This is a genomic window from Salegentibacter salarius (assembly GCF_900168265.1).
Lineage (GTDB): Bacteria > Bacteroidota > Bacteroidia > Flavobacteriales > Flavobacteriaceae > Salegentibacter > Salegentibacter salarius.
In genome coordinates, this window is record NZ_FVZF01000007.1 from 66,030 (window position 1) to 91,510 (window position 25,481).

General features: G+C 35.8%; 22 protein-coding genes. 16 read left to right on the forward strand and 6 right to left on the reverse strand.

Annotated features, from left to right (window positions below; translation table 11 throughout):
* The first annotated feature begins 40 nt into the window (after positions 1-40).
* Genes B5440_RS05855 through B5440_RS05865 form a run of 3 tightly spaced genes read left to right on the forward strand, consistent with a single transcriptional unit; the run spans position 41 to position 4,678 of the window.
* On the forward strand, positions 41-2,284 hold the full coding sequence (locus tag B5440_RS05855; RefSeq protein WP_232756046.1) for an FUSC family protein: 2,244 nt from the start codon (positions 41-43) through the stop codon (positions 2,282-2,284).
* Positions 2,285-2,806 carry a DUF6155 family protein gene (locus tag B5440_RS05860; protein ID WP_070055279.1) on the forward strand — a complete coding sequence of 174 codons (522 nt, stop codon included), beginning with the start codon at positions 2,285-2,287 and terminating at the stop codon, positions 2,804-2,806.
* 18 nt (positions 2,807-2,824) lie between these two features.
* Positions 2,825-4,678: a T9SS type B sorting domain-containing protein gene (locus tag B5440_RS05865; protein WP_070055339.1), complete on the forward strand. Its 1,854-nt coding sequence runs from the start codon at positions 2,825-2,827 to the stop codon at positions 4,676-4,678.
* Here B5440_RS05865 and B5440_RS05870 read toward each other — a convergent pair.
* Complete coding sequence (locus tag B5440_RS05870) at positions 4,667-5,878, reverse strand: MFS transporter (RefSeq protein WP_070055278.1); 1,212 nt, start codon at positions 5,876-5,878, stop codon at positions 4,667-4,669. The genes B5440_RS05865 and B5440_RS05870 overlap by 12 nt on opposite strands.
* 474 nt (positions 5,879-6,352) lie before the next feature.
* Here B5440_RS05870 and epsC point away from each other — a divergent pair, with 474 nt between their 5' ends.
* Together epsC and cysM are read left to right on the forward strand one after the other, a co-directional pair.
* On the forward strand, positions 6,353-7,141 hold the full coding sequence (gene epsC, locus B5440_RS05875; protein WP_070055277.1) for a serine O-acetyltransferase EpsC: 789 nt from the start codon (positions 6,353-6,355) through the stop codon (positions 7,139-7,141).
* A complete protein-coding gene (gene cysM, locus B5440_RS05880; protein WP_070055276.1) occupies positions 7,141-8,025 on the forward strand; it encodes a cysteine synthase CysM in 885 nt (294 codons plus the stop codon). The genes epsC and cysM overlap by 1 nt, the downstream gene beginning before the upstream one ends.
* A gap of 56 nt (positions 8,026-8,081) precedes the next feature.
* Here cysM and B5440_RS05885 read toward each other — a convergent pair whose 3' ends face one another.
* Together B5440_RS05885 and B5440_RS05890 are read right to left on the reverse strand one after the other, a co-directional pair.
* Entirely contained in the window at positions 8,082-8,645 is a 564-nt protein-coding gene (locus B5440_RS05885) for a hypothetical protein (RefSeq protein ID WP_070055275.1), read from the reverse strand.
* Between the two features lie 121 nt (positions 8,646-8,766).
* Positions 8,767-9,465 (reverse strand): Crp/Fnr family transcriptional regulator, encoded by a 699-nt coding sequence (locus tag B5440_RS05890; protein ID WP_079711083.1) that lies wholly within the window; start codon positions 9,463-9,465, stop codon positions 8,767-8,769.
* A 159-nt stretch (positions 9,466-9,624) separates the two neighbouring features.
* Between B5440_RS05890 and B5440_RS05895 the strand changes: the two genes are divergently transcribed.
* Positions 9,625-11,139 (forward strand): DEAD/DEAH box helicase, encoded by a 1,515-nt coding sequence (locus tag B5440_RS05895; RefSeq protein WP_070055274.1) that lies wholly within the window; start codon positions 9,625-9,627, stop codon positions 11,137-11,139.
* Positions 11,140-11,366: 227 nt separating this feature from the next.
* The gene (gene katE, locus B5440_RS05900; RefSeq protein WP_070055337.1) at positions 11,367-13,517 is read left to right on the forward strand and encodes a catalase HPII; all 2,151 of its coding nucleotides are present in this window, start codon (positions 11,367-11,369) and stop codon (positions 13,515-13,517) included.
* A 169-nt stretch (positions 13,518-13,686) separates the two neighbouring features.
* Here the strand turns inward: katE and B5440_RS05905 are convergent, their stop codons facing one another.
* Positions 13,687-15,990 (reverse strand): transglycosylase domain-containing protein, encoded by a 2,304-nt coding sequence (locus B5440_RS05905; RefSeq protein ID WP_070055273.1) that lies wholly within the window; start codon positions 15,988-15,990, stop codon positions 13,687-13,689.
* Positions 15,991-16,822: 832 nt separating this feature from the next.
* Between B5440_RS05905 and B5440_RS05910 the strand changes: the two genes are divergently transcribed.
* The 8 genes from B5440_RS05910 to B5440_RS05950 all read left to right on the forward strand — a co-directional run bounded on the left by B5440_RS05910 (position 16,823) and on the right by B5440_RS05950 (position 23,580).
* Positions 16,823-17,740: an SdiA-regulated domain-containing protein gene (locus B5440_RS05910; protein ID WP_079711084.1), complete on the forward strand. Its 918-nt coding sequence runs from the start codon at positions 16,823-16,825 to the stop codon at positions 17,738-17,740.
* A 5-nt stretch (positions 17,741-17,745) separates the two neighbouring features.
* A complete protein-coding gene (locus B5440_RS05915; protein ID WP_070055272.1) occupies positions 17,746-18,450 on the forward strand; it encodes a TVP38/TMEM64 family protein in 705 nt (234 codons plus the stop codon).
* Positions 18,451-18,659: 209 nt separating this feature from the next.
* Positions 18,660-19,112, forward strand: coding sequence for a cold-shock protein (locus B5440_RS05920; protein WP_070055271.1), 453 nt, complete (start codon positions 18,660-18,662; stop codon positions 19,110-19,112).
* A 203-nt stretch (positions 19,113-19,315) separates the two neighbouring features.
* Positions 19,316-20,617: a DEAD/DEAH box helicase gene (locus B5440_RS05925; RefSeq protein WP_070055270.1), complete on the forward strand. Its 1,302-nt coding sequence runs from the start codon at positions 19,316-19,318 to the stop codon at positions 20,615-20,617.
* A gap of 38 nt (positions 20,618-20,655) precedes the next feature.
* Complete coding sequence (locus tag B5440_RS05930; RefSeq protein WP_070055269.1) at positions 20,656-20,871, forward strand: VF530 family protein; 216 nt, start codon at positions 20,656-20,658, stop codon at positions 20,869-20,871.
* 282 nt (positions 20,872-21,153) lie between these two features.
* A complete protein-coding gene (locus tag B5440_RS05940) occupies positions 21,154-21,609 on the forward strand; it encodes a KTSC domain-containing protein (protein WP_070055267.1) in 456 nt (151 codons plus the stop codon).
* A 217-nt stretch (positions 21,610-21,826) separates the two neighbouring features.
* Positions 21,827-23,071, forward strand: a complete 1,245-nt coding sequence (locus tag B5440_RS05945; RefSeq protein ID WP_070055266.1) for an NAD(P)/FAD-dependent oxidoreductase — start codon at positions 21,827-21,829, stop codon at positions 23,069-23,071.
* 17 nt (positions 23,072-23,088) lie between these two features.
* On the forward strand, positions 23,089-23,580 hold the full coding sequence (locus tag B5440_RS05950; protein ID WP_070055265.1) for a peptide-methionine (S)-S-oxide reductase: 492 nt from the start codon (positions 23,089-23,091) through the stop codon (positions 23,578-23,580).
* A 67-nt stretch (positions 23,581-23,647) separates the two neighbouring features.
* Here the strand turns inward: B5440_RS05950 and B5440_RS05955 are convergent, their stop codons facing one another.
* Positions 23,648-24,157, reverse strand: a complete 510-nt coding sequence (locus tag B5440_RS05955) for a hypothetical protein (protein WP_141728147.1) — start codon at positions 24,155-24,157, stop codon at positions 23,648-23,650.
* Between the two features lie 235 nt (positions 24,158-24,392).
* A complete protein-coding gene (locus B5440_RS05960; RefSeq protein WP_079711085.1) occupies positions 24,393-24,884 on the reverse strand; it encodes a DUF4251 domain-containing protein in 492 nt (163 codons plus the stop codon).
* Between the two features lie 245 nt (positions 24,885-25,129).
* Between B5440_RS05960 and hpf the strand changes: the two genes are divergently transcribed.
* Positions 25,130-25,435, forward strand: a complete 306-nt coding sequence (gene hpf / locus B5440_RS05965) for a ribosome hibernation-promoting factor, HPF/YfiA family (protein ID WP_070055262.1) — start codon at positions 25,130-25,132, stop codon at positions 25,433-25,435.
* The last annotated feature ends 46 nt before the right edge of the window (positions 25,436-25,481 follow it).

A 25,481-nucleotide genomic window follows, 5' to 3' on the forward strand; every position in this document is an offset into this window, starting at 1 on the left:
ATAATACACCGTAACTTTACCGAAAATTAAAGCATAAGATTTGCCCAATATTATCCCTAATTACTGGCAGGAATTCCTCAAATACCTAAGAAGCACCGACTTTTCTAAGGCTATGGTGCTTACGGTGGCAATAGGTTCTCCTGTAGGGATTTTTATTTGGTTGGGAAATTTTGAGATAGGTACCGTCCTGGCAATGGGCGCTTTGTTAAGTTCGCCCAGTGACATCCCCGGAAGCTTTAGACACAGGAATATTGGAGTAATTTTAGCGGCTTCACTTGCAGGAGTTGTCTCAATAATTATGGCTTATGCTTCGACGTACCTGTGGCTGGTTTTACCACTTTTAGGTCTGTTAATGTTCGGTATTGCCTATTTGGCGGTTTATGGTTTTAGAGCTTCCCTGGTGGCTTTTGCAGGTTTATTTGCCATTGTATTGAGTTTTGCGAATATTTCTACTGAAATTCTTCCCTGGGAAAGAGGCCTTCTTATTACAGGTGGTGGTTTGTGGTATTTGCTCTTAAGTAACCTTTGGACTTCCATAAATCCGAAACACCATACAGAGCAACTTTTAGCCGAATGCCTGGAGCTAACTGCCAAATACCTAAAAACAAGGGCGCATTTACTTACGGAAACCGCCGAAAGAGAAAAACTTCAGAAAGAGCTATTCTTATTACAAAGTGATCTTAACGAAAAGCACGAAAGTCTGCGGAATTTACTCATTACCGCAAGACGAGCTTCCGGGAATTCCAATTATGCGCGTAAAAGACTGCTGATTTTTATAGAATTGGTAGATATTTTAGAGTTGGCAATGGCCAATCCTGTAGATTATAAAAAAATGGATGAAGTCCTGGGGGAAGACCGGGAATTACTGGAACGCTTTAAAAAACTAATTAAAAGGATCGCTTTTCAGCTGGATGAAATTTCGGTAGTTATTGAGAAGAAAAAAGAATCTTCCACCAAAGAAATTCGGGAGTATTTAAGAGGGATTGAAGAAAACTTTAAAGAAGTGCGCGTGCTTATTTCTTCGGAAAATACCGAAAAGTCATTTTTGCTTCAAAATTTATTCGATTATTTAGAAAAACAGGGACAAAAGATCAATACCATAGTAAGGGTTTTACATAATTTAGATACTCGAGAACCGGGTTTATTAAAAAATAAGGAAGTTTCACAGTTTATCACTCCGCAGGATTATGATCCTAAACTACTCGTAGAGAACTTTAATTTTGGTTCTCCAATTTTTAAACATTCCCTAAGACTGGCCATTGTAGTTTTAATAGGTTTTAGCATCGGATTATATTTTTCATTTGAAAATGCTTATTGGATAATCCTCACTATCGTAGTGATTATGCGTCCTAATTACGGTCTAACCAAAGACCGCTCTAAACAAAGAATTGTAGGAACACTAATAGGCGCTGTAATCGCCCTGGGTATTGTTTTTGTAATTAAGAACCAGGTAGTTTATGGCATTCTTGGGCTGTTTTCCCTTACGCTAGCCTTCTCTTTGTTGCAGCGCAATTATCGTACAGCGGCGGTGTTTATTACGCTAAGTATTATTTTTATTTACTCGCTTCTAAAACCTGATGTTTTCAATGTAATTCAGTTTAGGGTTATAGATACCATTTTGGGTGCCGGCCTGGCTGCCCTGGGAAATCTTCTTCTTTGGCCGGCCTGGGAATCACAGCATATTAAAAGTGTGATTAAAGAAAGTATTAGCGCAAATAAAAAATACCTGGAAGAAATTGATAATTTTTACCACGAAAAAGGAGCTTTACCAACATCATATAAACTTTCCAGAAAAAAAGCATTTCTGGAAATGGGAAATTTAAGTGCTTCTTTTCAAAGGATGACGCAGGAACCAAAATTCAAGCAAAAAGAATTGGGTCAACTTTATAAAATTGTGGGTTTAAATCAAACTTTTCTTTCTGCTTTGGCATCTTTGGGAACTTTTATTCAAAACCATAAAACTACTGCTGCTTCCAAAAATTTCGAGATTTTTGTTTCTCATATTTGTACAAATCTTGAAAATGCTAAAAAAGGCCTTGAGGAAACTAAGGAGTTAAAAGACCTTGATCCTGCCCGAACAGAAAAGGCGGCTTCAGCTTTGCTTAAAACCTATAAAAAGCTACTTGCAGAAAGGGAAAATCAATTAAAAGAAGAGCCCGAAAATGATCAAAAAGACGTACAATTAAGATTGCAGGAAGCACAATTGGTAAGCAGCCAGGTACAATGGTTATTAGAAATTTCAGAAAATCTTCAAAAAACCATAGCTAAAACAAAATTCAGCTAAATGAGTAAACGCCAGTTAAAAAAATATCTCCAGGATTTAGACAAAGAACAATTAGAGGAACAAATCGTAGACCTTTATGAGCGCTTTAAGCCGGTAAAAGTTTTTTACGATTTTGTGTTTAATCCAAGGGAAGAAGAATTGATGCGGAAGTCTAAACTAAAGATTTCTAAAGAATATTTTCCTGAAACCCGGCGCAAACCAAAAGCCCGAAGATCTATTGCGCAAAAGGAAATCAAACATTTTAAGCAACTTGGTGTAGAACCGCATTTAACTGCAGATCTAATGCTTTTTAATATTGAAATTGCCCAAACTTTTGCCGAAGAAAAAAGCAATTTAAAAGAAGCTTTCTGTAAAAGTATATTCAAATCTTTTGAAGAAGCGGTGAAGTTTATTCTGAAAGAAGGAATTTTAGCAGAATTCAAGCTTAGAATTCTAAAAATTGCTGCCGAAGCCGAAAGCCAGAATTGGCCTAATGCTTACCGGTTTGAAAAAATTGAAATGCAATTTCAGGCTGCACCTTAATTGTGTACTTTTGAAGGAATGAGATTTTTCCTGCTTTTCTTTTTACTTATATTTTGCACTAACGCTTATGCCCAGCTAGGTTTTTGTGAAGGTAGTAAGGGCGATCCCATCTTTCACGAAGATTTTGAAGCTTCTTCAGAACTTCCTCCAGGCACTACCAATTATATCTATGTAAACCAGGATCCGCAGGATGGAGAGTATACGGTATCCAATCAAATTGGAAATTTTATTACTTCCTGGCATTCCAGTTTACCACCCAGCACGGTTTCCAACCGTAACGCATTAATTGTAAATGCTTCATTTAATTCCGGCCGTTTTTACCGAACCGAGATTTCCGGACTTTGCGAGCATACCACTTATGAGTTTTCAGCTTTTTTAATGAATGTTTACGATAGGTCCAGTATGGTTTGCGAAAATGGAGGAATTCCTATAAATGTTCGGTTTGAGATCTGGGACGAAACCGATTCCAATTTATTAAAAGAAGGAAACACAGGGAATATTCCCTCACTAAATTCTCCCGAATGGGAGCAATATGCGCTTACTTTTCAAACCGAAGTAGGGCAGGAGGCTGTGATTCTTAAAATGTTTAATAATGGAGAAGGAGGCTGCGGAAATGACCTGGCCATAGATGATATAATCTTTAGGTCTTGCGGAGATCTTACTACCGTGACTTCAGAAAATAGGAATAACAGATTAGACGTTTGTGCCGAAGACGCTCCGGTAAGTCTTAACCTTGAAGCTACACCAGATTTTTCGGTATACAATTCTCATGCTTACCAATGGCAGGAAAGTATTGATAATGAAAACTGGAGCGATATACCAGGTGAAAATGATGAAGTTTACAATACTTCAGCTTTAAATTCAACTCGATATTTTAGGGTAAAAGTTGCTGAAGATCCTGTGAATTTAAACACTAATTTATGCAGTTCTGTTTCAGAGATCTTTACCGTGAATATTCTAGAAACTCCTGAACCACCGGAAAGTGATGGCAATGTTAGTATTTGTAGCGAAGATGAAATTCCTGAATTAAATGTGCAAGTTGAAAAAAATGAAACCGCAAATTGGTATGATGAAAATAACAACCTTATTGCCGAAAATACCGATTCCTACTTGCCGGAAACACCAGGAATATATTATGTTGAAGCTATCAATGAAGGTTTTGATTGTGAACCCAGTTCACGTATAGCTATAATTTTTACTATAAATGAAAGTCCTCAGGTAGATGATGAAGTTTTACAGCTTTGTGATGGTGGAAATCTTATTCTCGATGCCGGTTTATCCAGACTTACTTATGAATGGTCTACCGGCGAGACTACAGAAAAAATTGAAATAGATACACCCGGGAATTATAGTGTGATTCTTACCACTGCCGAAGGTTGTTCTACCACGAAGAATTTTGAAGTTAAGCAGGTAGATATTGCGGCGATAGAAAGCGTAAATTCCGATTTGCGGAATATTATTGTAACCCCGGCTAACGAAGGGGATTTTGAATATTCTTTAGATGGGAGTTCTTATCAAACTTCCAATATATTCACAGCTGTTCCCGGTGGAATTTATACGATTTACATGCGTGATCTTTCTGCCTGTAATACGGTAACCAGGGAATTTCCGCATATCGTGATTCCAAAATTCATAACCCCCAATGGGGATGGTTATAATGATACTTTCAGCATCAACGGGCTTGAATATTTTCCTTCTTCAGAAATAAAAATTTTTGATCGCTATGGAAAATTATTAAAAGCGGGCGCAGGGGAAACTTTTAATTGGAATGGCACCTTAAAAAGTCGCGCTCTTCCCTCTAACGATTATTGGTATCACATTATAATTGAAGGCTTTAAAACCCTTAAAGGATCCTTTAGTTTAAAGCGTTGAGACTTTTGTAACATTCTTTATTCGTTGTGAGTTTAGGCTAATTAATAGCATCGCAGCAAATAAGAGAAGAATGATAGTGCTAAAATCGAAATTACCATCAATCATAAAACCAACCAGTAAAGGGCCTAAGGCGGTACTAATTACCATAAACATAGTAAAGACACTTCGTATGGCGCCCATTTTTTCGGTTCCGTAAATTTCGGCAATAAGGGATGTTTTAACCGTGCCTGCCATTCCCGTGGTAATTCCGGCAGTGATTAAAAATAGAAGCGCTCCAATAATACTATCCATTAATGCAAAAGGGATCAAACCTAATGTCATTGGGATAAGATAAACCCTGAACATTTTTTTCGCACTAAATTTATCAACCCAGGTTCCGCCGAGTAGTGAGAATAAAAATCTCGAAATCGCATAAACCGTGAAAAATGTAGCGTAGAGTTGTGGTGACCATCCTTTATCTTCAACAAAAACATATTGATAAAAGAAGATAGCCGTGTTGGTGAAACTCAGAATAAAACTGGCAGGCATCATAATTCCAAAGCGCTTATCGAAAACTACGCCTTTGTAATCTTTTAAAAGCGACCAGGTAGATGGTTTTCCTTCGGTAGAAAGTTGCTGGTCAAAATCCAGTAGATTAGTAAACTTCAATCTTATTAAATATAGTAGTAGTGCAACACCACTAACAATTGCAGCAATTCGCCAATCAAAAAAGGCGATAATAGAGGTAATAATTATTGGGAACACAGCTTCTCCCATAGAATAGCCTAGCGAGGAAATACTAAGCGCTTTTCCGCGGTTTTTATCAAAATACTTAGAGATAATGGTCATACTTATATGACTCATTAGCCCCTGGCCGCAAAGCCTAAGCCCGATCAAAGCCACAAAAAGTACCGCTATATGATAGGAAAGTCCCAGCAAAATACTGGATAGTCCCAGGCTCAAGACGGTAAAGGCCGTAACTTTTTTTACCGGTTTGTGATCTACGGTATGGCCTACACTTAACATAATTATTGAAGCCGCTACGGTACAACCGGCATATATGGCACCAAAGGTACCTTCGGTAATGGCAAAGGCTTGAACAATTTCGGGAACATACAGGGAAACAAGAAAGGTTTGGCCAAAACTTGATAAAAAGGTGAGCAACCATCCAAAACTGACTTTCTTAAAATTTCCGCGTAAAAAATTAAAATATTCCTTCAAAATGTACTTTTCAAATTTTCAAAGGTGCAAAGGTAAGCTTACAGGGAAATAATGTAATAGCCAGTAGCTGTAAATTCTTTAAAATATAAAAGCCACCCTTTTGAGGTGGCCTGGAATTTTTTCATTTAAAAATTAATCCAATTTATTTTTTGGATTTTTCGTGTTTGGCTGGTTGCTTTTTAGGTGCTGCCTGTTTTTTAGGCTCCTTCTTTGCATCTTCCATTTTGTGTTTTCCTGGCTGTGCCATTTTATTTAAAATTAATTGATTAATCTTATAAAGGTATGACTATAATGAACTGGTTTTTAGTTAATTGTGAAAATGTTAACTTGGCTTTAAATTTCTAAAAAATGATAAGCTAATAGAAATCATATAAGCTTATTGAAAGCATTTATAATAAATTAAATGCAATTTGATTTGCTATTGTTTACATTTGAAATAAAACAAGGAATATCATTCTAAAATTGCAGTTTTAAATGAGTCAGAGTGAAGTTATAGAGAAGATAAAAGCACAGAAAAACCTACCGAATTTAAAATTCAGTATAAAAGATAAAACCGAAGCTTTTACCAATAATCTTTTTTACACGTTGTTTGATGAAGAGACACCGGTAGAGGAAAATATTAAGAAATTAGGAAAAGACTTTGAAGAACTGGCAGATTTGGTTTGCTGGAAGCCAGAGACGCCCTGTAGAGATATTTGGCAGGATTATCTAGATATGTTACCCGGAATCTTAAAAAAACTCAATAAAGATGCTGAAGCGATCTCACAAAACGATCCTGCGGCAAATTCTATAGAAGAGGTTATTCTTTCCTACCCGGGATTTTTCGCCATTGCTATTTATCGTTTTAGCCACGAGTTTTATAAATTTGGGCTTCCACTTGTGCCGCGTCTAATGGCAGAGTGTGCCCACGGTCTTACCGGAACCGATATTAATCCCGGGGCGCAAATTGGCACTCCATTTTTTATAGATCATGCTACAGGAGTAGTTATTGGGGAAACTGCAGTTATAGAGGATAATGTAAAGATCTACCAGGGAGTTACACTTGGAGCACTTTACGTAGATCGCAACTTAAAAAATATTAAAAGGCATCCTACCATAGAAAAAAATGTGACAATCTACGCTAACGCCACTATTCTAGGTGGGGAAACAACTATAGGAGCCAATAGTATCATTGGAGGAAATGTGTGGTTAACGGCTTCTGTGCCAAAAAACTCTATGGTTTCCCACACTCCTCAAATCAATATAAAAAATACGAGTAAGTAATGAACGATTCGATATTAGATCTCATAGGAAATACACCTTTAGTAAAAGCGCAAACTTTAGTTGATAACCCAAAGGTTCAGCTTTATTTTAAACTGGAAGGCCAAAACCCCGGCGGAAGCGTAAAGGACCGCGCAGCTTATAATATGATTAAAAGCGCTTTAGATAGGGGAGATATCACTCAAGAAACCAAGCTTATTGAAGCTACCAGCGGAAATACAGGAATAGCCCTGGCTATGGTAGCCAGAATTTTTAAGCTTGATATTGAATTGGTAATGCCTGAAAATTCCACAATAGAGCGCGTTCAAACTATGCGTGCCTATGGCGCTAAAGTTACACTTACCGATGCCGAAGGAGGCATTGAAGGTGCCCGTGATTATGCTGAAGAAAAAATGGCTAGTGGCGATTATTTTATGATCAATCAGTTTAGTAATAACGATAACTGGCAGGCGCATTATAATACTACCGGCCCGGAGATTTGGAACGATACCAGGCATAAAGTAACTCACTTCGTTTCTTCCATGGGAACAACGGGGACCATTATGGGTACTTCTACGTTTTTGAAGGAAAAGAATAAAGAAATTCAAATTGTAGGGGTGCAACCAACCGATAATTCTCGAATTCCAGGAATTAGAAAATGGCCGGAAGCTTATTTACCTAAAATATTTACGCCAAAAAAGGTAGATCGTATTATGGAAGTAAGCGAAGATGAAGCTGTGATAATGACCAAGAAGCTTGCAACAGAAGAAGGCATATTTGCTGGAATGAGCAGTGGAGGCGCAACTGCCGCCGCTGTTAGATTATGTAACGAATTGGATGAAGGTATTGTGGTAAGTATAGTTTGCGACCGTGGAGACCGTTATTTATCATCTAATATTTTTGACTAAAAAAATACTCCGGGAGTTGTGTTTATCAACTTCCGGAGTAAAATAAAAACCCAGTTTTATTCTAAAGTAGCAACAGCCACACCTGAGGCGTTTCTGCTAATATTCATTTTTACATTTTTCTTATTTTTTCCATTTTCAAGTTTTACTTTGTAAAATTCCTTATCCACAGTCCATCCAGATTTTGAATAGGCTAAATGTTTGGTGCCTACAATTCTATATCCTTCATTAGCTTTTAAAACTTTTACAATAGATTTATTAGGAAGATTAACATCTATAAAGCGCTGACTACTGGAAGTAATTTCTCCATCTTCATTATAATTCACCCTTAAAGTCCCCTTATTGGTGACAAAGGTCACGGTGTATTTATTATAATCTTTGCCCTGGTTGGCTTCAATAAAATCTTCAATACTGAAGTTTTGTTTTGCATATTTCAAAGGGTTTGCGTGAAATTGCCCTATATAGTCTTCACTAACATTAAATGTTAGGGAATTTGAAGACTCATCAATTTCTAAAGATGTAGGATCATATTCCATCTTTAATTCGTCTAGCTTAATTACACCTTGTGCATAAACCATCCCCGCAATGGTAAAACATAATAAGCTTAAGATTAGCTTTTTCATAATAGTTTCATTTAAAGATTAATAAATAATTGAATACCAAAGATAATCTAGCATTACTCGAGGCAAAACTACTTAAGTAGCATTAAACCAGAGTTTAACGATTTTTAACTTATTTATTTAATTATTGATTGGTTGCCTTTTTGAGCAATAGTGGAAGGTTGATAACTTCTACTTCTTTTCTACCTATTTTTAGAATTCCTTCCTTTTTGAAATCCTGAAAATGCCTGTTTACGACTGCCCGGGTAGATCCTATTAAATTCGCAATTTCTTCATTAGAGAGGTCATTGATATACTCTAATTTCTGTGATTTATGATTAAGGTTTTTTAAAATAAGCTTCGCAAGCCGGGCTGGAATATCGAAAAAAGTATGATTAACAGCATAATCTTCTAAGCTTAAAAGTTGCTGACTTACGTAGGTAAGTAATCTCTCATTAAGCTTAGGATACATTTTTAACCACTTGCGCATGGTAATGGTAGGAGTAGAAAGCATTTTTACTTCCTCCAGAGATTCGTAATAGCTCTTATGGTTGCAGTTATCAACTAAAGATATTACATCAAAAAATTGATTTTGAATTAATAAGAATAGCGTGAATTCGCGGCCGGTATCTTTATCGGTTTGGAATACCTTTAAACGTCCCGAAATTATAATATGAAATTTGTGTCTTAACTGGTAGCAGTTGCTACAAGTGCGCGCCGGCCATTTCTCTTCAACAAAGTTTGAAGCAATTTCCGCCAGGATACTTTCATCAAAATCCTTAAAAAGAATATTATTGCTTATGGTATTATAACCAATTCCGTTTGCTCCTCCTTTCAGCTTCATAATCACGCAGTTTGAAAAAAATGGGACCTACCGAAGGGAGTGAAAATGAAACTTAAATTTAATCATTTTTGAGGTGCTTATTCGTATTTCTATCCTAAATATTTCTTTAAACCTAAGAAATCAGCTATTTTTGCAAACTTGCAGTTTTGAACAAAAATTATGGCGGTGGAAACCTTTGGAATAGAAGACAAAAAAGTTGATAAGGAACTTTATGACTATCAGCAAAAAGATATAGACAAAATCTTTAATGTGATAGATGAGCATCCTGAGCATTATAACCTGCTTTACCAATTGCCTACGGGTGGAGGTAAAACGGTTATATTTTCGCAAATGGTGCGGGAATATATTCAGCGAACTCAAAAGAAAGTACTTATCCTTACCCACAGGATAGAGTTGTGTAAGCAAACCTCTAATATGTTAGATGGTTTTGGAGTGCGCAATAAAATTATAAACTCTAAGGTAAAAGAATTACCAGACCAGGAAGACTATATGTGCTTTGTGGCCATGGTAGAGACCCTTAATAATCGGTTACACGACGAGAAACTGGAAATTAAGGATATTGGGTTAGTTATTATAGATGAGGCCCATTATAATTCATTTAGAAAATTATTTAAATTCTTTGAAAAGTGCTTTATTCTTGGCGTAACAGCTACGCCGCTTAGTTCTAATATCAAGTTGCCTATGAAAGATAATTACCGCGAATTAATCGTTGGTGATTCCATAGGTTCGCTTATTGAAAAAGGCTTTTTGGCCAGGGCAAATACATATAGTTATAATGTAGGTCTTACCAGTTTAAAAGTTGGAATGAATGGAGATTATACCGTAAAATCTTCTGAAGAATTATATTCCAATATTTCCATGCAGGAAAAACTGCTAAGCGCCTATTACGAGCGTTCTCGGGGGAAGAAAACACTAATATTCAATAACGGTATTAATACTTCTATAGAAGTTTATGAAACCTTTAGAAATGCCGGTTTACCTATTCGGCATTTAGATAATACTACCAGTAAACAGGATAGAAAAGATATCCTGAAATGGTTTAAGCATACGCCAGATGCCATTGTAACTTCGGTAAGTATTCTTACCACCGGTTTTGATGAACCTACGGTAGAAACCATTGTATTAAACAGGGCAACAAAATCACTAACCCTTTATTTTCAAATGATTGGACGTGGCTCAAGGGTTCTCCCCGGAAAATCTGAATTTAACGTGATAGATCTGGGTAATAACCTGGCTCGATTTGGAGAATGGAGTGCACCGGTAGATTGGAAGCAAATCTTTAGAGCTCCAGATTTCTATTTTGAAAACCTATTGAGTGATGAAGAAATAGAGCGGGAATTTAAATACGTGATGCCTCCGGAAATTAGAGAACAATTTTCTAATACCGAAGATGTAGATTTTGATGTGGAAAAAGCTTATGATAAAGTGATCAAAAAAGGATTAAGATCTAAAGCAGTTTTAGAATGGTCTATGGATCAACACGTAAAAATGTGCGTGGAGAATTCTGAAGATGTTTTTGATGCTCGTATCCTGGCAAAAGAACTTAAAGACGATATTTCTTCAAGAATTAAACAATACTCTTATTGCATTAGTAAAAGTACCAAGAATTATCGCGATTGGCTAGAAGAAGATTATTCCCGAAAATTAAGAATGGCTATCAATAAGGAATTCTAAGAATAATCTCCCCAAAATTATTTAACCGGTGCAATTGTAAAATTCACCGGTTTTTTTATGTGTACTCACCGTAGATTTTCATGGGATAACTGTTTTTCGTAACAGAAGTGCCTTTCTCTAATATTCTGTTAATCAAATTGCTTTAATTATAGGAATTATTTAACAGCCCTAAATTTTTAAACCGGCATTTATTTATCAATTTTAGAATAACCAATAAATAAATGATTATGAAAAATGAAGGTAGCAAAAAAGCTTCAGAAAATGAGAAGCTTAAGGATTTGGAAAGAAACCGGGAAATTAGCAAAGATCAGTTTCTAACCACTAACCAGGGAGTAAAAATTAACGACGATCAAAATTCACTTAAAGCAGGAGACCGTGGCGCTTCCTTGTTAGAAGATTTTATTCTTCGAGAAAAAATTACGCATTTTGACCATGAAAGAATTCCGGAAAGAATAGTACACGCTAGAGGTTCTGCTGCTCATGGTTACTTCCAGGTCTATGAATCTATGGAAAAATATACCAAGGCAGGCTTCTTACAGGATCCTTCTAAAAAAACACCGGTTTTTACCCGCTTTTCTACTGTGGCAGGATTTAGAGGTTCTACAGATTTAGCCAGGGATGTTCGCGGCTTTTCGGTTAAATTTTATACTGAAGAAGGAAACTACGATTTAGTTGGGAATAATATTCCAGTATTTTTTATACAGGATGCTATAAAATTTCCAGATCTTATTCACGCAGTAAAGCCAGAACCACATAACGAGATTCCGCAGGCTGCCTCAGCACACGATACCTTTTGGGATTTTATTTCTCTAATGCCGGAGTCTGCGCATATGATCATGTGGGCAATGTCAGATAGAGCTATTCCAAGGAGTTTAAGAATGATGGAAGGATTCGGGGTGCATACTTTTAGATTTGTGAATAAAGATGGAAAGGGAACCTTTGTAAAATTTCATTGGAAACCACTGCTGGGAACACACGGGGTGACCTGGGACGAAGCACAAAAGATTTCGGGTAACGATTCAGATTTCCATAGAAGAGATCTTTGGGATGCTATAGAAAGTGGGCAATTTCCAGAGTGGGAGCTTGGCGTACAATTAATTCCTGAAGAAGATGAACATAAATATGATTTTGACATTCTGGACGCAACAAAATTAGTCCCTGAAGAATTAGTGCCGGTTAAGAAAATAGGGAAAATGGTATTAAACCGAAACCCCGATAATTTCTTTGCGGAAACGGAACAGGTTGCTTTTCACCCGGGCCATATTGTTCCGGGAATAGATTTTAGCAACGACCCACTATTACAGGGGAGATTATTCTCTTATACGGATACACAATTAAAACGACTTGGCGGACCAAACTTTCACGAAATTCCAATTAACCGTCCAATCGCGCCGATGCATAATAACCAGCGCGACGGGCATATGAGACAGGAAATTAATAAAGGTCAAACCAGCTATCAGCCAAATTCATTACGAGGCGGCTGTCCTTTCCAGGCAAAAATAGCCGAAGGAGGTTTTGATAGTTATCCTGAAAAAATAGATGCAAAAAAGGTAAGAGAACGCAGTGAAAGCTTTAAAGATCATTTTAGCCAGGCAACTTTATTTTATAATAGTCAGACCGAAGTTGAGCAACAACATATTATAAATGCTTTCAGCTTCGAATTAGGAAAAGTGGGCGAAACCGAGGTGCAGGAAAGGATGCTGGGCCTATTGAATGAGGTAAATAAAGATTTAGCAAAAGAAGTAGCTTCCAACCTGGGAATTAAAGTGCCTAAGAAGAAAGAACAATTAAATCACGGAGTGCCCGCAGATTATGATCCGGAACGTTATGAACCAACTAAGAGTAATCCTTCTATAGAAAAAGATCCTGCATTAAGTATGATGCATAATGGCTTCGGAAATATTGCAACCCGCCAGGTAGCTTTTTTATGCGCCGATGGAGTAGATGATAACTCGGTAAACGATATGAAGAAAGCTTTGGAGAAGGAAGGTGCTATGGTAAATATTGTGGGTCCAAATTCTACCGAAGTAAAAACCGCAGGCGGAAAATCTTTAAAAGTAGATGCTGCTTTTAGAACCACAGCTTCGGTTGTTTTTGATGCCTTTTATGTACCTTCTGGTGAGAAAGCGCATAAAGCCTTGAAGAAGATTCCAAAGGCTATTCATTTCCTGAATGAAGGCTATAAACATTGCAAGCCAATTGCAGTTGCACAGGAAAATGGTTTACTGGAAGAAACCTATTTCTGGAAAGATCTGGATAAGAAAAACCTTGAAGAAGATGGTGTAATTGTAGGTGAAGGTAAATCGTCAGAATTTGTGAAAGCCATAGGAAAACACCGTTTCTGGAAGAGAGAAGAAAAGGATAGTATTCCTGCTTAAAATATCTCAAAAGCCACACTGGCTGAGATAAGTATTGAGACTGTTTGAAAAATTTAGTAAATCGTCATTCTGAACTTGTTTCAGAATCTAAGGTTTTAGATAATTAAAACTTGTTAGAAGCTGAAACAAGTTCAGCTTGACGAAAGTTAGACTTTTCAAACAGTCTCTTTTAATTTTTGTCTTTTCCGCCAAATAAACGTTTAAAGAAACCTTTCTTTTTCTTTTTTTCCTCTTTCTTTTGCTTTTTGGGTTCATCTTTATCTCCGCCACCAAATAAGCGTTTAAAGAAGCCATCTCTCTTTTCAGGATCACAATCCATCATTTCTTTAATTTCTGAAGAAACCGGTGAAAATCTCACCTGGGTTATTTCATTAAAAGCTGGATCGCTATTCATTTTTTGCATGAGTTTTGCGAAAACCGGTAGCGCTGAATTTGCTCCCTGCCCAACATAGGTATTTCTAAAACCAATTCTATGATCGTCAGACCCAACCCAGGTTACGGCCAATAGGTTAGGAGTAATACCTACAAACCAACCATCTTTATTATTTTGGGTTGTCCCGGTTTTTCCGGCGATATCATTTCTTAAACCATAAGTTGTTCGTAGCCTGGTAGCCGTACCTTCGTTTACCGTGGCGTTCATCATTTCTATCATGATCTTCCTGTTGGTCTCAGAAATAGAACGATCTTCTGAAATTTCAGGTTTGAATTCGGCTAAAATATTTCCTTCGCCATCCTCGATTTTTGTGATATAAAACGCGCTACTAGTTTTTCCTTCATTTACAAAAGGAGTATAGGCTTCGGTTAGTTCGGTTAAACTTAAGGAAGCTGTTCCCAAAGCGATTGACGGTACCTGCGGTAGCTCTGAATCAATTCCCATGGCTTTAGCCTGGTTTACCACATTTTCAATCCCGGTTTCCATGAGTACTTTTACCGCAATGGTATTCATAGATTTACTTAAGGCCTCTTTTAAGTTGTAATTCATATGAGGATCATCCTCATTACTACCTGAATTTGAAGGCGTCCAGCCATTGGCATAAGTCACTTCCCTGGCGGAAAAGTATTGACAGGGTTCAATGCCATTTTCCAGGGCGGCCGTATAAACAAATGGTTTAAAAGTAGAACCAACCTGGCGTTTACTTTGCGAAACATGGTCGTACTGAAAATATTCAAAATCTATCCCCCCAACCCAGGCTTGTACTGCGCCGGTTTGTGGTGTTACGGCCAGCATCCCGGCATTTAGGAATTTCAAATAGTGAGCAACACTGTCTTTGGTACTTACATTTTTTGTCTCAACTTTATCGTAATCAAATAATTCGGTAGGCTTTGTCTTATTAAGTTCTGCCATTATTTGACTATCGTTTTTCCCTTCTTTTTCGAGCCTTTTCCAGGCCGATGTTTTTTTAAGGGCATCTTTTACAATTTGCTGGTTGGTTAACCAGGGTGCAGCCTTTCCCCAGGCTGCTTCGTGTTGTTTTTGTAAGTTCTGTAGGTGTTCTTTTAGAGCTTCTTCAGCTAAAGTTTGCATTTTATAATTTAGGGTAGTGTGCACACTTAAACCATCTCTATAAATATTGAATTTTTTTCCGTCTTTATTTTTAAGTGTATCCAGGATTTGACTTACATCTTTTCTTACCTGTGCTCTAAAATATGGAGCTAAACCTTTATCATGACTGTAATTCTTATAATTAAGTACTAATTCTCTTTGCTTTGCTTCCTTAACTTCAGCTTCAGTTAAATATCCATATTTTCCCATTTGCTCCAGCACTACATCTCTTCGCAAGCGGCTTCTTTCAGGAAAAATTCTGGGGTTATACGAATGGGAAGCTTTTAATGTTCCTACTAAAACTGCGGCTTCTTCAAGATTGATCTCTGAAGTATGTTTTCCGAAGAACTTCATAGACGCGCTCTCTATTCCAAAGGTATTATCACTAAAAGGAACCGTGTTGAAATAAAGCCTGATAATATCTTCTTTTGAGTATACATCTTCCAGTCTTTTGGCAATAATTACTTCCTGGAATTTATTAACCACAATGCCTAACGGGCCGTAATCTTTTCTTCCGTAGATATTTTTAGCCAACTGAAGGCTAATGGTACTACCACCGCCGGCTGATTCGTCCTGAAGTAAAATAGATTTAAAAAACACTCTTAAAAGACTTCGATTATCTATTCCATCATGTTCAAAAAACCGGGCATCTTCAGTCGCTACAAGTGCATTAATTAAATGGGTTGGGAGTTCTTTATAGGTAATTGGCTGCCTATCGAAAACGTAAAACTTTCCAATAAGTTCACCGTTATTGGCTAAAACTTCGGTAGCCCTGTTTTGTTTAAGTTCTTTTAATTCGGTAGAGGAGGGGAGTTCGCCCCAGGCTCCAAAATAAATACTGGCAAAAAACAATACGAAGATGGTGAAAAGGCTTGCCAGCACTATTAAAGCCCATTTTAATTTGGGATTTCTTTTAATCTTGTTTAGCATAGTAGGTTTAATTGCTACAAATAAACAAATACCATGCAAATAGGATTATATATTTAAAGATTATTTAAGTTTTTTAAAGTTCAGACTTTCAGAGAAATTGAATTTTAAAGGACATAAAAAAAGCCGGTCACAAATTAAGTTGTCCCGGCTAAGTTTTATAAAACTTCATAGTGGATCTGTTTTAAGATTAACTAATAGGTTGATGGTTTAAGCACCAGTTGTTCCGTGTAAAGTTCTCCTGGAATTTACTACTCGGTTTCTTGCCATATAATTGGGCTTCCCGAGTACTTGCAAAGTTTCGATTTATATATTCATGAATTTTCATAATATTAAGTTTTAAAGTAGCGACGTTTGATATCCCGGTTGCTACGATTATTGGTTTTTACCTGATTTAAAAATGGACGGGTGGTCTGTAAAGTTTTCATGGTTTCTAATTTTTTTCAGATTATTTTAAATAGCGTCTTTTGCTGCTCCAGCTTTTCTTGGTGTTGTTTTTTTCCTGGTTAAAGAATGGTCTGCTGATGGTTTCGAAAGTTTTCATGGTTTCTAATTTTTTGAGATTATTTTAAATAGCGTCTTTTTCTGCTCCAGCTTTTTTTAGTGCTGTTTTTTTCCTGATTAAAGAATGGTCTGCTGATGTTTTCAAAAGTTTTCATAATTCATAAAGTTTAAAGGTTATATCTAATAGACTATATTGAATCTTGTTTGTTACAGTACTATGTTATAAATAGTACTAAATTAACTTGTTTTTAACAATTAAGTGGTTTTTGGCGCGATTTCCGGCAAGTTTATTAAGCTAATTTTTAAAGCAACCTGTTAATAATATTTAATTATGCTGGCAAACCTTGAGAATAAACCTATTTTAGAAATCTACTTTAGGATAGTTATGAAAATGAATAGAATTATTTTTGGGATTATAGCTGCAATCTTTATCCTGGCCGGACTTATTTACTGGACTTTTAAAGACAACAGTTATATATCTTTTGATGAGGATAATAAAACCTATACTATTGAAGAAAAATGGGAATTACCGTCTATACTTAATGAAATTTCGGGCTTAAGTTATTTAGGGAATAGTGAAATGGCCTGCATTCAGGATGAAGATGGTGTAATTTTTATTTTCAATTTAGAGAAATCAAAAATAACTTCCAGGATTGAGTTTGGTGGATCTGGCGATTACGAGGGAATAGCCGTGGCAGAAGATACGGCTTACGTACTTCGCAGCGATGGTAAAATTTATGAGATTAAAAACTTTAGAAGTGAAGCTCCTAAAATTGATACTTATCAGATTTCCGGATTAGACATAAATGAAACAGAAAGCCTGGAAATTGATGTAGCAAATAATCGTTTACTATTTGCGGTAAAAGAATATAATAATCGAAAAGATACTAAAGGAATTTATGCTTTTGATCTTTCTACTAAAAGCTTAAAAAAAGGAAGGTATTTCACTCTAGATGGTAGTGATGACGTTTACAGAAAATTAGTAGGAGGGAGGTCCTCTAGAATAATTAGGCCTTCTGCCATTAGATTTCATCCTAAAACCGGTGAATTATACGTTTTAGAAGGAAACCAGCCTAAATTGATCATTTTAGATGAGGAAGGTAATGAGGTTAAAATTCATATTTTAAATACCGAAACTTTTCCCCAACCTGAAGCTCTGGATTTTGATGAAAAGAATCGTTTGTATATCTCTAATGAAAGCCGAAGACAACCCGCGAATATTTTAAGAGTTAAATTAGAAAATAAATAGACTTTATGGCTGAATCTGTAGAAACTACTTCAGTAAAGAAAAGTAAAGCCCCGCTAATTGTATCAGGAATTATTATAGCTGCTCTGGTTGCAGCTTATTTTTTTGTTCCCGGTGTTCGGGAATTTTTTACTGAAGCCTGGGCTGTACTAACCAGCAATGACGAGGAAAGAATCACTAAATGGGTTTCAGATTTTGGATGGATGGGGCCAACTATGCTTATCCTGGCTATGGTTGCGCAAATGTTTTTAATTGTGATCCCATCGGTAGCATTAATGGTAGTTTCCATTTTGGCTTACGGACCTATTTTTGGAAGCCTAATCATTTTTGCCGCTATCTTCACAGCTTCAAGCGTAGGTTACTTTATTGGGCGCTACTTTGGTCCTGTGATCGTGGAGAAATTGATTGGGCCTTCAAACAAAATTAAAATTGAGGATTTTATTGAAGATTACGGCTTTTGGGCAGTTATTGTAACCCGGATAAATCCGTTTCTTTCTAATGATGCCATAAGTTTTGTGGGGGGAATTCTTAAAATGGGTTACTGGCGGTTTATTGGAGCCACGCTTGTAGGTATTGCCCCACTAACTATCTTTATAGCAATTATAGGAAAGAGTACAGATGGTTTAAAAACTGGGCTTCTATGGGGATCCTTAGTTAGTTTGGCTATTTTTATATTATACGTTTGGTGGGATAAAAAGAAACGTAAAAAATAGGAGAAAAGGGCAATCTGCGAAATCATAAATTATTTATCCCCTTCAAATTAAGTAATTTAATTTCTATCACTTATCTTTGTAGAAGTTTAAGCGGTATCCTTATAGGGATTCTTTACTTTCATTGAAGATAGATAGATGCCTTATCACTACCAGGAATCTCTTCAGGTAATTCCAAGCTTACTCACCTAATTATTAACTAAACATAACGAATGGGCAAATCGCAGCAGACATTCAGTAAGACTGAAAAAGAAAAAAAGAAAATAAAAAAAAGAAAAGAAAAGGAGCTTAAGAAGCAGGAGCGCAAGGAGAATTCTAACAAAGGAGGTAACTTTGAAGATATGATCGCGTATGTAGATGCTGATGGGAATCTTACAGATACTCCACCGGATCCTTCTCAAAAAGTTGAAGTTGAAGCCGAAAGTATAGAAATTGGCGTTCCGAAAAAAGAAGACATGCCAGAGGAAGATCCAGTGAGAAAAGGAAAAGTTTCCTTTTTTGATCATTCTAAAGGTTTTGGATTTATTATCGATTCAGAAAATAACGAAAAATATTTTGTTCACGTTACCGGTTTGATCGATGAGATCGATGAAAACGATAAGGTAAGTTTTGAACTGGAACGAGGAATGAAAGGAATGAATGCTGTTCGTGTAAAACAGCAATAATTCGCTAATCTCATACAAGGTTCGGTAATATGTTATTGCTGAACCTTTCTTTTTTTACAGGTGAACATTAAACAGAACAGACTCTTGTCAGTTTTTAAATTTCAACTTGATCTTACCTTACCCTAAAGAAATTCACATTATTTTATCGCCTAAACGGGTGCTTCCCTTTAAAGTCGATATAAGACTTTATTATTCTCAAATACATGCAAACTAAGAATTTACAGGAAATCCTTAACAAATTGGAGATTTCTCAGCTTAATGCTATGCAGCAAGAAGCTTATAAAACAATTGTAGAAAACCAAAATACGGTTTTACTATCACCTACCGGATCCGGAAAAACATTAGCATTTTTATTACCCTTGCTGGAAGATTTAGATCCAGATTTAGCAGAGGTGCAGGCTGTAATTTTAGTTCCTTCAAGAGAACTGGCTATTCAAATAGAGCAAGTTACCAGGGAAATGGGAGCTGGCTTTAAAGCGAATGCAGTGTATGGCGGAAGGGCTTTTTCTAAAGATAAATTAGAACTACAACACGCCCCGGCAATATTAATTGGCACCCCGGGAAGAATTGCCGATCATTTTAGAAGAGAAACCTTTGCTACAAAATACATCAAAACTCTTGTTTTAGACGAATTTGATAAATCTTTAGAAGTCGGTTTTGAGAATGAAATGAAAGAAATTATAGCAGCACTTTCAGGATTGGAAAAACGTATTCTTACGTCGGCTACACAAAATATCGAGGTGCCTGGGTTTGTTGGTTTAAGCAATCCTAAGAGTATTAATTATTTAAAAGGAGAACAACCTTCTTTAGAAGTTAAAACCATTGATGTAAATCCTAAAAAGAAACTGGAAAGCCTGGTTAATTTGCTATCGGGGAAAGCTAAAGGTTCGGGAATTATTTTTTGCAATTATAAGGATAGCATTGCCGAAGTGAGTGATTTTCTGAATAAAAACCGAATAGAACACGGTATATTTTCGGGAGGAATGGAGCAAAAAGATAGGGAAAGATCTCTTATCAAGTTCAGAAATGGGACTCATAGGTTGCTTATCGCTACAGATCTTGCAGCACGAGGTATAGATGTACCAGAAATTGATTTTATAATTCATTACCAATTACCTTTTAAAGCTTCAGAATTTACGCATAGAAACGGCCGTACCGCCAGAATGCATCAGGAAGGTATTGCCTATGTGCTTTCTGAAAGAAAAAAGCTTCCAGATTTTATTGAAACCAATGATTATAAAATTCAGGAATCAAAAAGCAATGAGGACAATGTTGAAAAAACTACTCTTTTTATTTCTGGAGGAAGAAAAGATAAAATTTCAAAAGGAGATATCGCCGGACTTTTTCTTAAGCAAGGAAATCTCAAAAAAGATGAATTAGGCCTTATTGAACTTAAGCAAGATTGCGCATTTGTAGCCGTTCCCGAGAAAAGAGCTGAAGAACTTATTGGCTTGCTCAATAATTCTAGGCTAAAAAAGAAAAAAGTAAGAGTGCGATATGTTTAAGCCTTATTTTATAATTTTCTTCTGAAGAACATTTGAATATGAAAAGCCAGCAACCAAATAATCCGCTTCACGGCGTAAAGCTTGCCGATATTCTTGAATTTCTGGTAAACCGTTATGGTTGGGAAGAAATGGGTAAAAGAATAAATATAAAATGTTTTACTCAGGATCCATCTATTAAATCCAGTTTAAAATTTTTACGAAAAACACCCTGGGCCAGGACCAAGGTAGAGCAATTGTATCTGGATTCGCTTTAGGAATGTGGATTCCCGTAAAATTTATTCAAGAATTCAGAATACCTTTGAGGATTGGATTTGAGAAAAATCAGGAGGGTGGTTTGATGAAAAAAGTTATAATTTGGATTAAGCTTAATTGGATAAAACTGCTAGTCGCTATTATTTCTGGCATAATTACCTATGAGTTGCTAGATTGGATCTATATCCAGAACCTCTAATTATATTGAAAAAATACCTTGAAAATAACCAGTCTACTATCCAATAAAAAGAAGTAGTTTTGCCGCTTATTTAAAATTAATAGTAATGAAGCGTGTAAATCAATATAAAAAGCTCTTTAATGTTGAAAAAGAGATAGATCTTAAACAACTTAAAAGCACTTACCGAAACCTGGTTAAAGAATGGCATCCCGATAAATTTAGAGAAACCGATGAAAAGCACGCCGAAGCTGAAGTAAAAAGTAAAGAAATTATTGATGGTTACCACTTTTTAGTAAGTATTGCCCCGCAAACTATAGAAGCTAACCTCGAGGAATATAACAGAACAATAAGCGAAGCGGGAATTGCCGACTATCAGCATAAAGGGAACCTCCTGGAAATATCTTTTACTAACGGTACTACCTACGAGTATTTTGGAGTAAACAAAAAACTTTTTATCAAATTCATAAGTTCAGATAAGCAGGTAAGATTTGCCAAAAGAAATATTTATAATTCTTTTCTATATAGAAAATCGAAAAAAGATCTTGAGCTACAAACTGCTTAAGAATAACTTTATAATTTATATGAGACCCACAGCTTTCAAACTGTGGGTTTTTTATTTCTTCGATATTTAAGATTTGGTTGCTTGAGGCTTGCTTATACCTTGTTAGTTTAGTTTTAATAATGAAATTGATAGAAGCTAAATCTTAGTCCTGCCTTAACATTTGTAAATTCTCAGGTCTTTTTTAAAAGCTGTATTTTTGATAAAATAAAGACGAAATATGGAGAAATCTGAATATAAAATAAAAATTGTAGGTGCCGGACTTAGCGGACTTATCGCTGCTAAAGTGCTGGAAGATCACGGGTACGCTCCAGAAATATATGAGGCTTCAGATAGTGTTGGAGGACGAATTAAAACCGATTTGGTAGAAGGCTACCAATTAGACCGGGGTTTCCAGGTTTTACTTAGTGCTTATCCAAAAGCATTGCAGTATCTAGATTATCAATCTTTAGAATTACAGGAGTTATTACCGGGCGCAGTTATTTATGAAAATGCCAAGCTTAAAACAATTGGAGATCCATTGCGGGCTTCATCTTTAATTATGCCTACAATTTTCTCAGGCATTGGCACCTTTTCAGATAAATTGAAGATCTTAAGTCTTTATACCGATCTTAAAAAGCTATCGGTTAACGATATTTTCGAAAGAAAGGAAACTACCACTTTAGCATATCTTCAGGAGAAAGGTTTTTCCGAAGAAATTATCAGTAAATTTTTTAAGCCTTTTTTTAGCGGAATCTATCTTGAACCTAATTTAGAAACCTCCAGTAGAATGTTTGAATTTGTTTTTAAAATGTTTGGAGAAGGTCTGGCGGTAATTCCGAAGAAAGGAATGGGAGAGATTTCTAAAAACCTGGCGAGACAATTAAAGAATACTAAAATCCACCTTAATACTCCTGTAAAACAAGTAAAAGAAGGCGAAATTATATTGGAGAACCAAGAAGTTATCCCTACAAATGCAACCATAATTGCTACTGAAGCCAGTGCCCTGGTAAGTAATTTGAAGAACCAGGAAACACAATGGAAATCCTGCCATAGTTTTTATTTTGAAACCGAAAAGCGAACTATAGAAAAGCCAATAATTGGTTTAATTTCAGATAAAGATGCTATGATCAATAACATCTTTTATCATACCAGCGTAGCAACAGAATCTCATGGGGAAAAGGAATTACTTTCAGTTACCGTAGTAAAACAAACCGATTTATCTGAGGCTGAATTACTAAAAAAAGTGGAGGAAGATTTAAAGAATTACTGTAGAGTAGGGGACGCTCGATTTTTAAAACACTATTTTATTAAAAAAGCGCTTCCAAAAATTAGTCCCCTACATTACGAAATAGATCCCACCGAAACCCAATTAACCGATACCATATTCCTGGCCGGAGATCAGCTTCTAAATTCTTCTCAGAATGCAGCGATGCTTTCTGGCGAACGTGCTGCTTTTGGATTAATCCAGGGTTTGAAGAAGTAAGTTAATCATTAGAGAACATGGATGCAACACTTAAGAAAATAGCTTTTGGGGGAGGTTGCCATTGGTGTACCGAAGCTATTTTTCAAAAAATTGTAGGTGTAGTAAAGGTAGAACAGGGTTATGTTGCATCTAAGGCTAACCATTTCGATTATTCTGAGGGTGTAATTGTTCATTACGATCGTGATAAAATTTCCCTGGAAAGTTTAATTGAAATTCATTTACATACACACCAAAGTACTTCAAACCACAGTATGCGTAATAAATATAGATCTGCTATTTATTACTTTGACGAAAACGATAAAATTGAAGCTTTGGAAACCTTAAAGAATTTGAAACCAGATTTCGAAAAAGAAATTATTACCAAAGTATTGCCCTTCATTTCTTTTAAAAGTTCTCGTGAAGAAATTCAGAATTATTATTTAAAAGGACCCGATAAACCTTTTTGTCAAAATTTTATAAGTCCTAAACTGGAGCTTTTAAAGAAAAAATTTTATACCTCATTAAAATAGGATAAAAAAATGGCTACCTAATATAAGTTAGATAGCCATTTCTTCTAAACTTTAAACAGATTCAGATTTAGCCTTCTGATTCATCTTCTGAAGTAGATTTAGCAATCATATCTTTTATAGCCTGGTGCTGTTTTTCTATATTATCGTGCTCAGACTTCATTTCTTTCTGCTCACTCATTATACGGTCGTGAGTTTTTTGCATTTCAGAAAGTTGCGTCTTTTTTGCATCACTAGACAATTCTCCAAAATTTTGACCAAGCTCATTATGGGACTCAATCATTTCTCTATGCGAAGCCAGCATAGCTCCGTGGTCTCTAATTTTGGCTTCAATACTGGTAAGTTTCTCCAATTGTGTAGAATCTTCCAGTTTTTCCAATCCACGTAATTGCTGCGAAACCTGGTTGTGTGCTGTTTTAAGCTCGTTATTTTTCGCAGTAAGCCTTTCGTGCGTACCAATTATGCTGTCATTTTGTTTTTTCAATTCTTCCTGTTGCTGAGCCAGTTCTTTAGTAGAACCATCATTACAACTGGTTAGCCCAATAGACACCAGGGCTAAAATCATAACATAAATTCTCATACTTCTCATTTTTAGTTTGTTTGGTTAGTCTAACTAAATTATAAAAACCAAATCCATATAATTTTAATTTGCTGTTAAATAAGGCCTTTATTGACAACTAAAGCTCAAAATGCACTGTCTTAAATAACATGAGCTTTAAAATAAAAGATATTAATATTTGCACTATAATTTATATTATGTAAAATAGAATAATTCATACTGAAGAATTCTTTTATTTCTGTCTATGTTTTATTATTCACTCTTTTTCTTTAAGCTTACCTATTTTGCCCTGGTAAGAAATAAATGATCTATGACTACTATTAACCCGGGTATTTACATCTCCTTCAGGATAAACCGTAATAGTAAAATTCAAGTCTTCAGTTTCCTGGTTGGTAGAAAATTTAATGATTTGTGCATCTTTCTTATCACTATTTACTTCGAGATCTTTTAATGGACCATTATAAATTATACCTCCTTCACCATTGTATCCGCCACCGGCAAAACGTTCTCCAAAAAATGGTAGAAACAAATTCACTGAATCCTTTTTGAATCTTATAAAATTAGGATTTCCAATTAGGTTAATTCGATTTCCAGACATCGGATTTACCCATTCATGTTGTATTTCAAATTTTCGACTATCAACTAATTGTTTCGTTTTAGTAACCTTAGCTGAATTCATACTGCTACCGCAGCCCTGGAATACAAATAATGATATTATAAGAATTAAATTAAATATGAAGCCTTTCATTAGTTTTATTATCAGTGTATTAAATAAAGTTACAATCTTTAAATTGAGTATGTTCTTAAAAGAAGTTTAAATTCTAATTTCGAAGCTTTGGAGCTCAAAGCTTTGATAAATAATTAGTGCTGCCCTGTTTCATTTTTCACGAACCTGTTACTAAAAATTAATCTTAAACCTTTGCTAAGAATCACTTAATTGTTTGTATAATCATTTAATAATAGGTTTCTTGGAGGTACAAAATAAAATTATTTATGGAAGCAATATATCAATTTGTAAAACTCGAAAAAAGCGAGGCCCTACAGGAATTCGCACAGAAAAAATTAGATAAACTGGAAGTGAAATACGATTTTATCGTTAAAGCCCAGGTTTATTTTAAAAAGGAAGAAGCACAGGATCCAAACGGATTCATTTGTAATATTAAATTAAGCGTTCCTGGCCCTCAAATTTTTGCAGAATCTAATAAAGATTCTTTTGAATCAGCCACGGCAGAATCAGTTAAAGATCTTGATAAGCAATTGGCCAAGAAGAAAAGCCAGATGAGAACACATTCTAATTAAGAAGTATTTTCGTTTTAATGCATAAAAAACCCTGATGGATCAACAT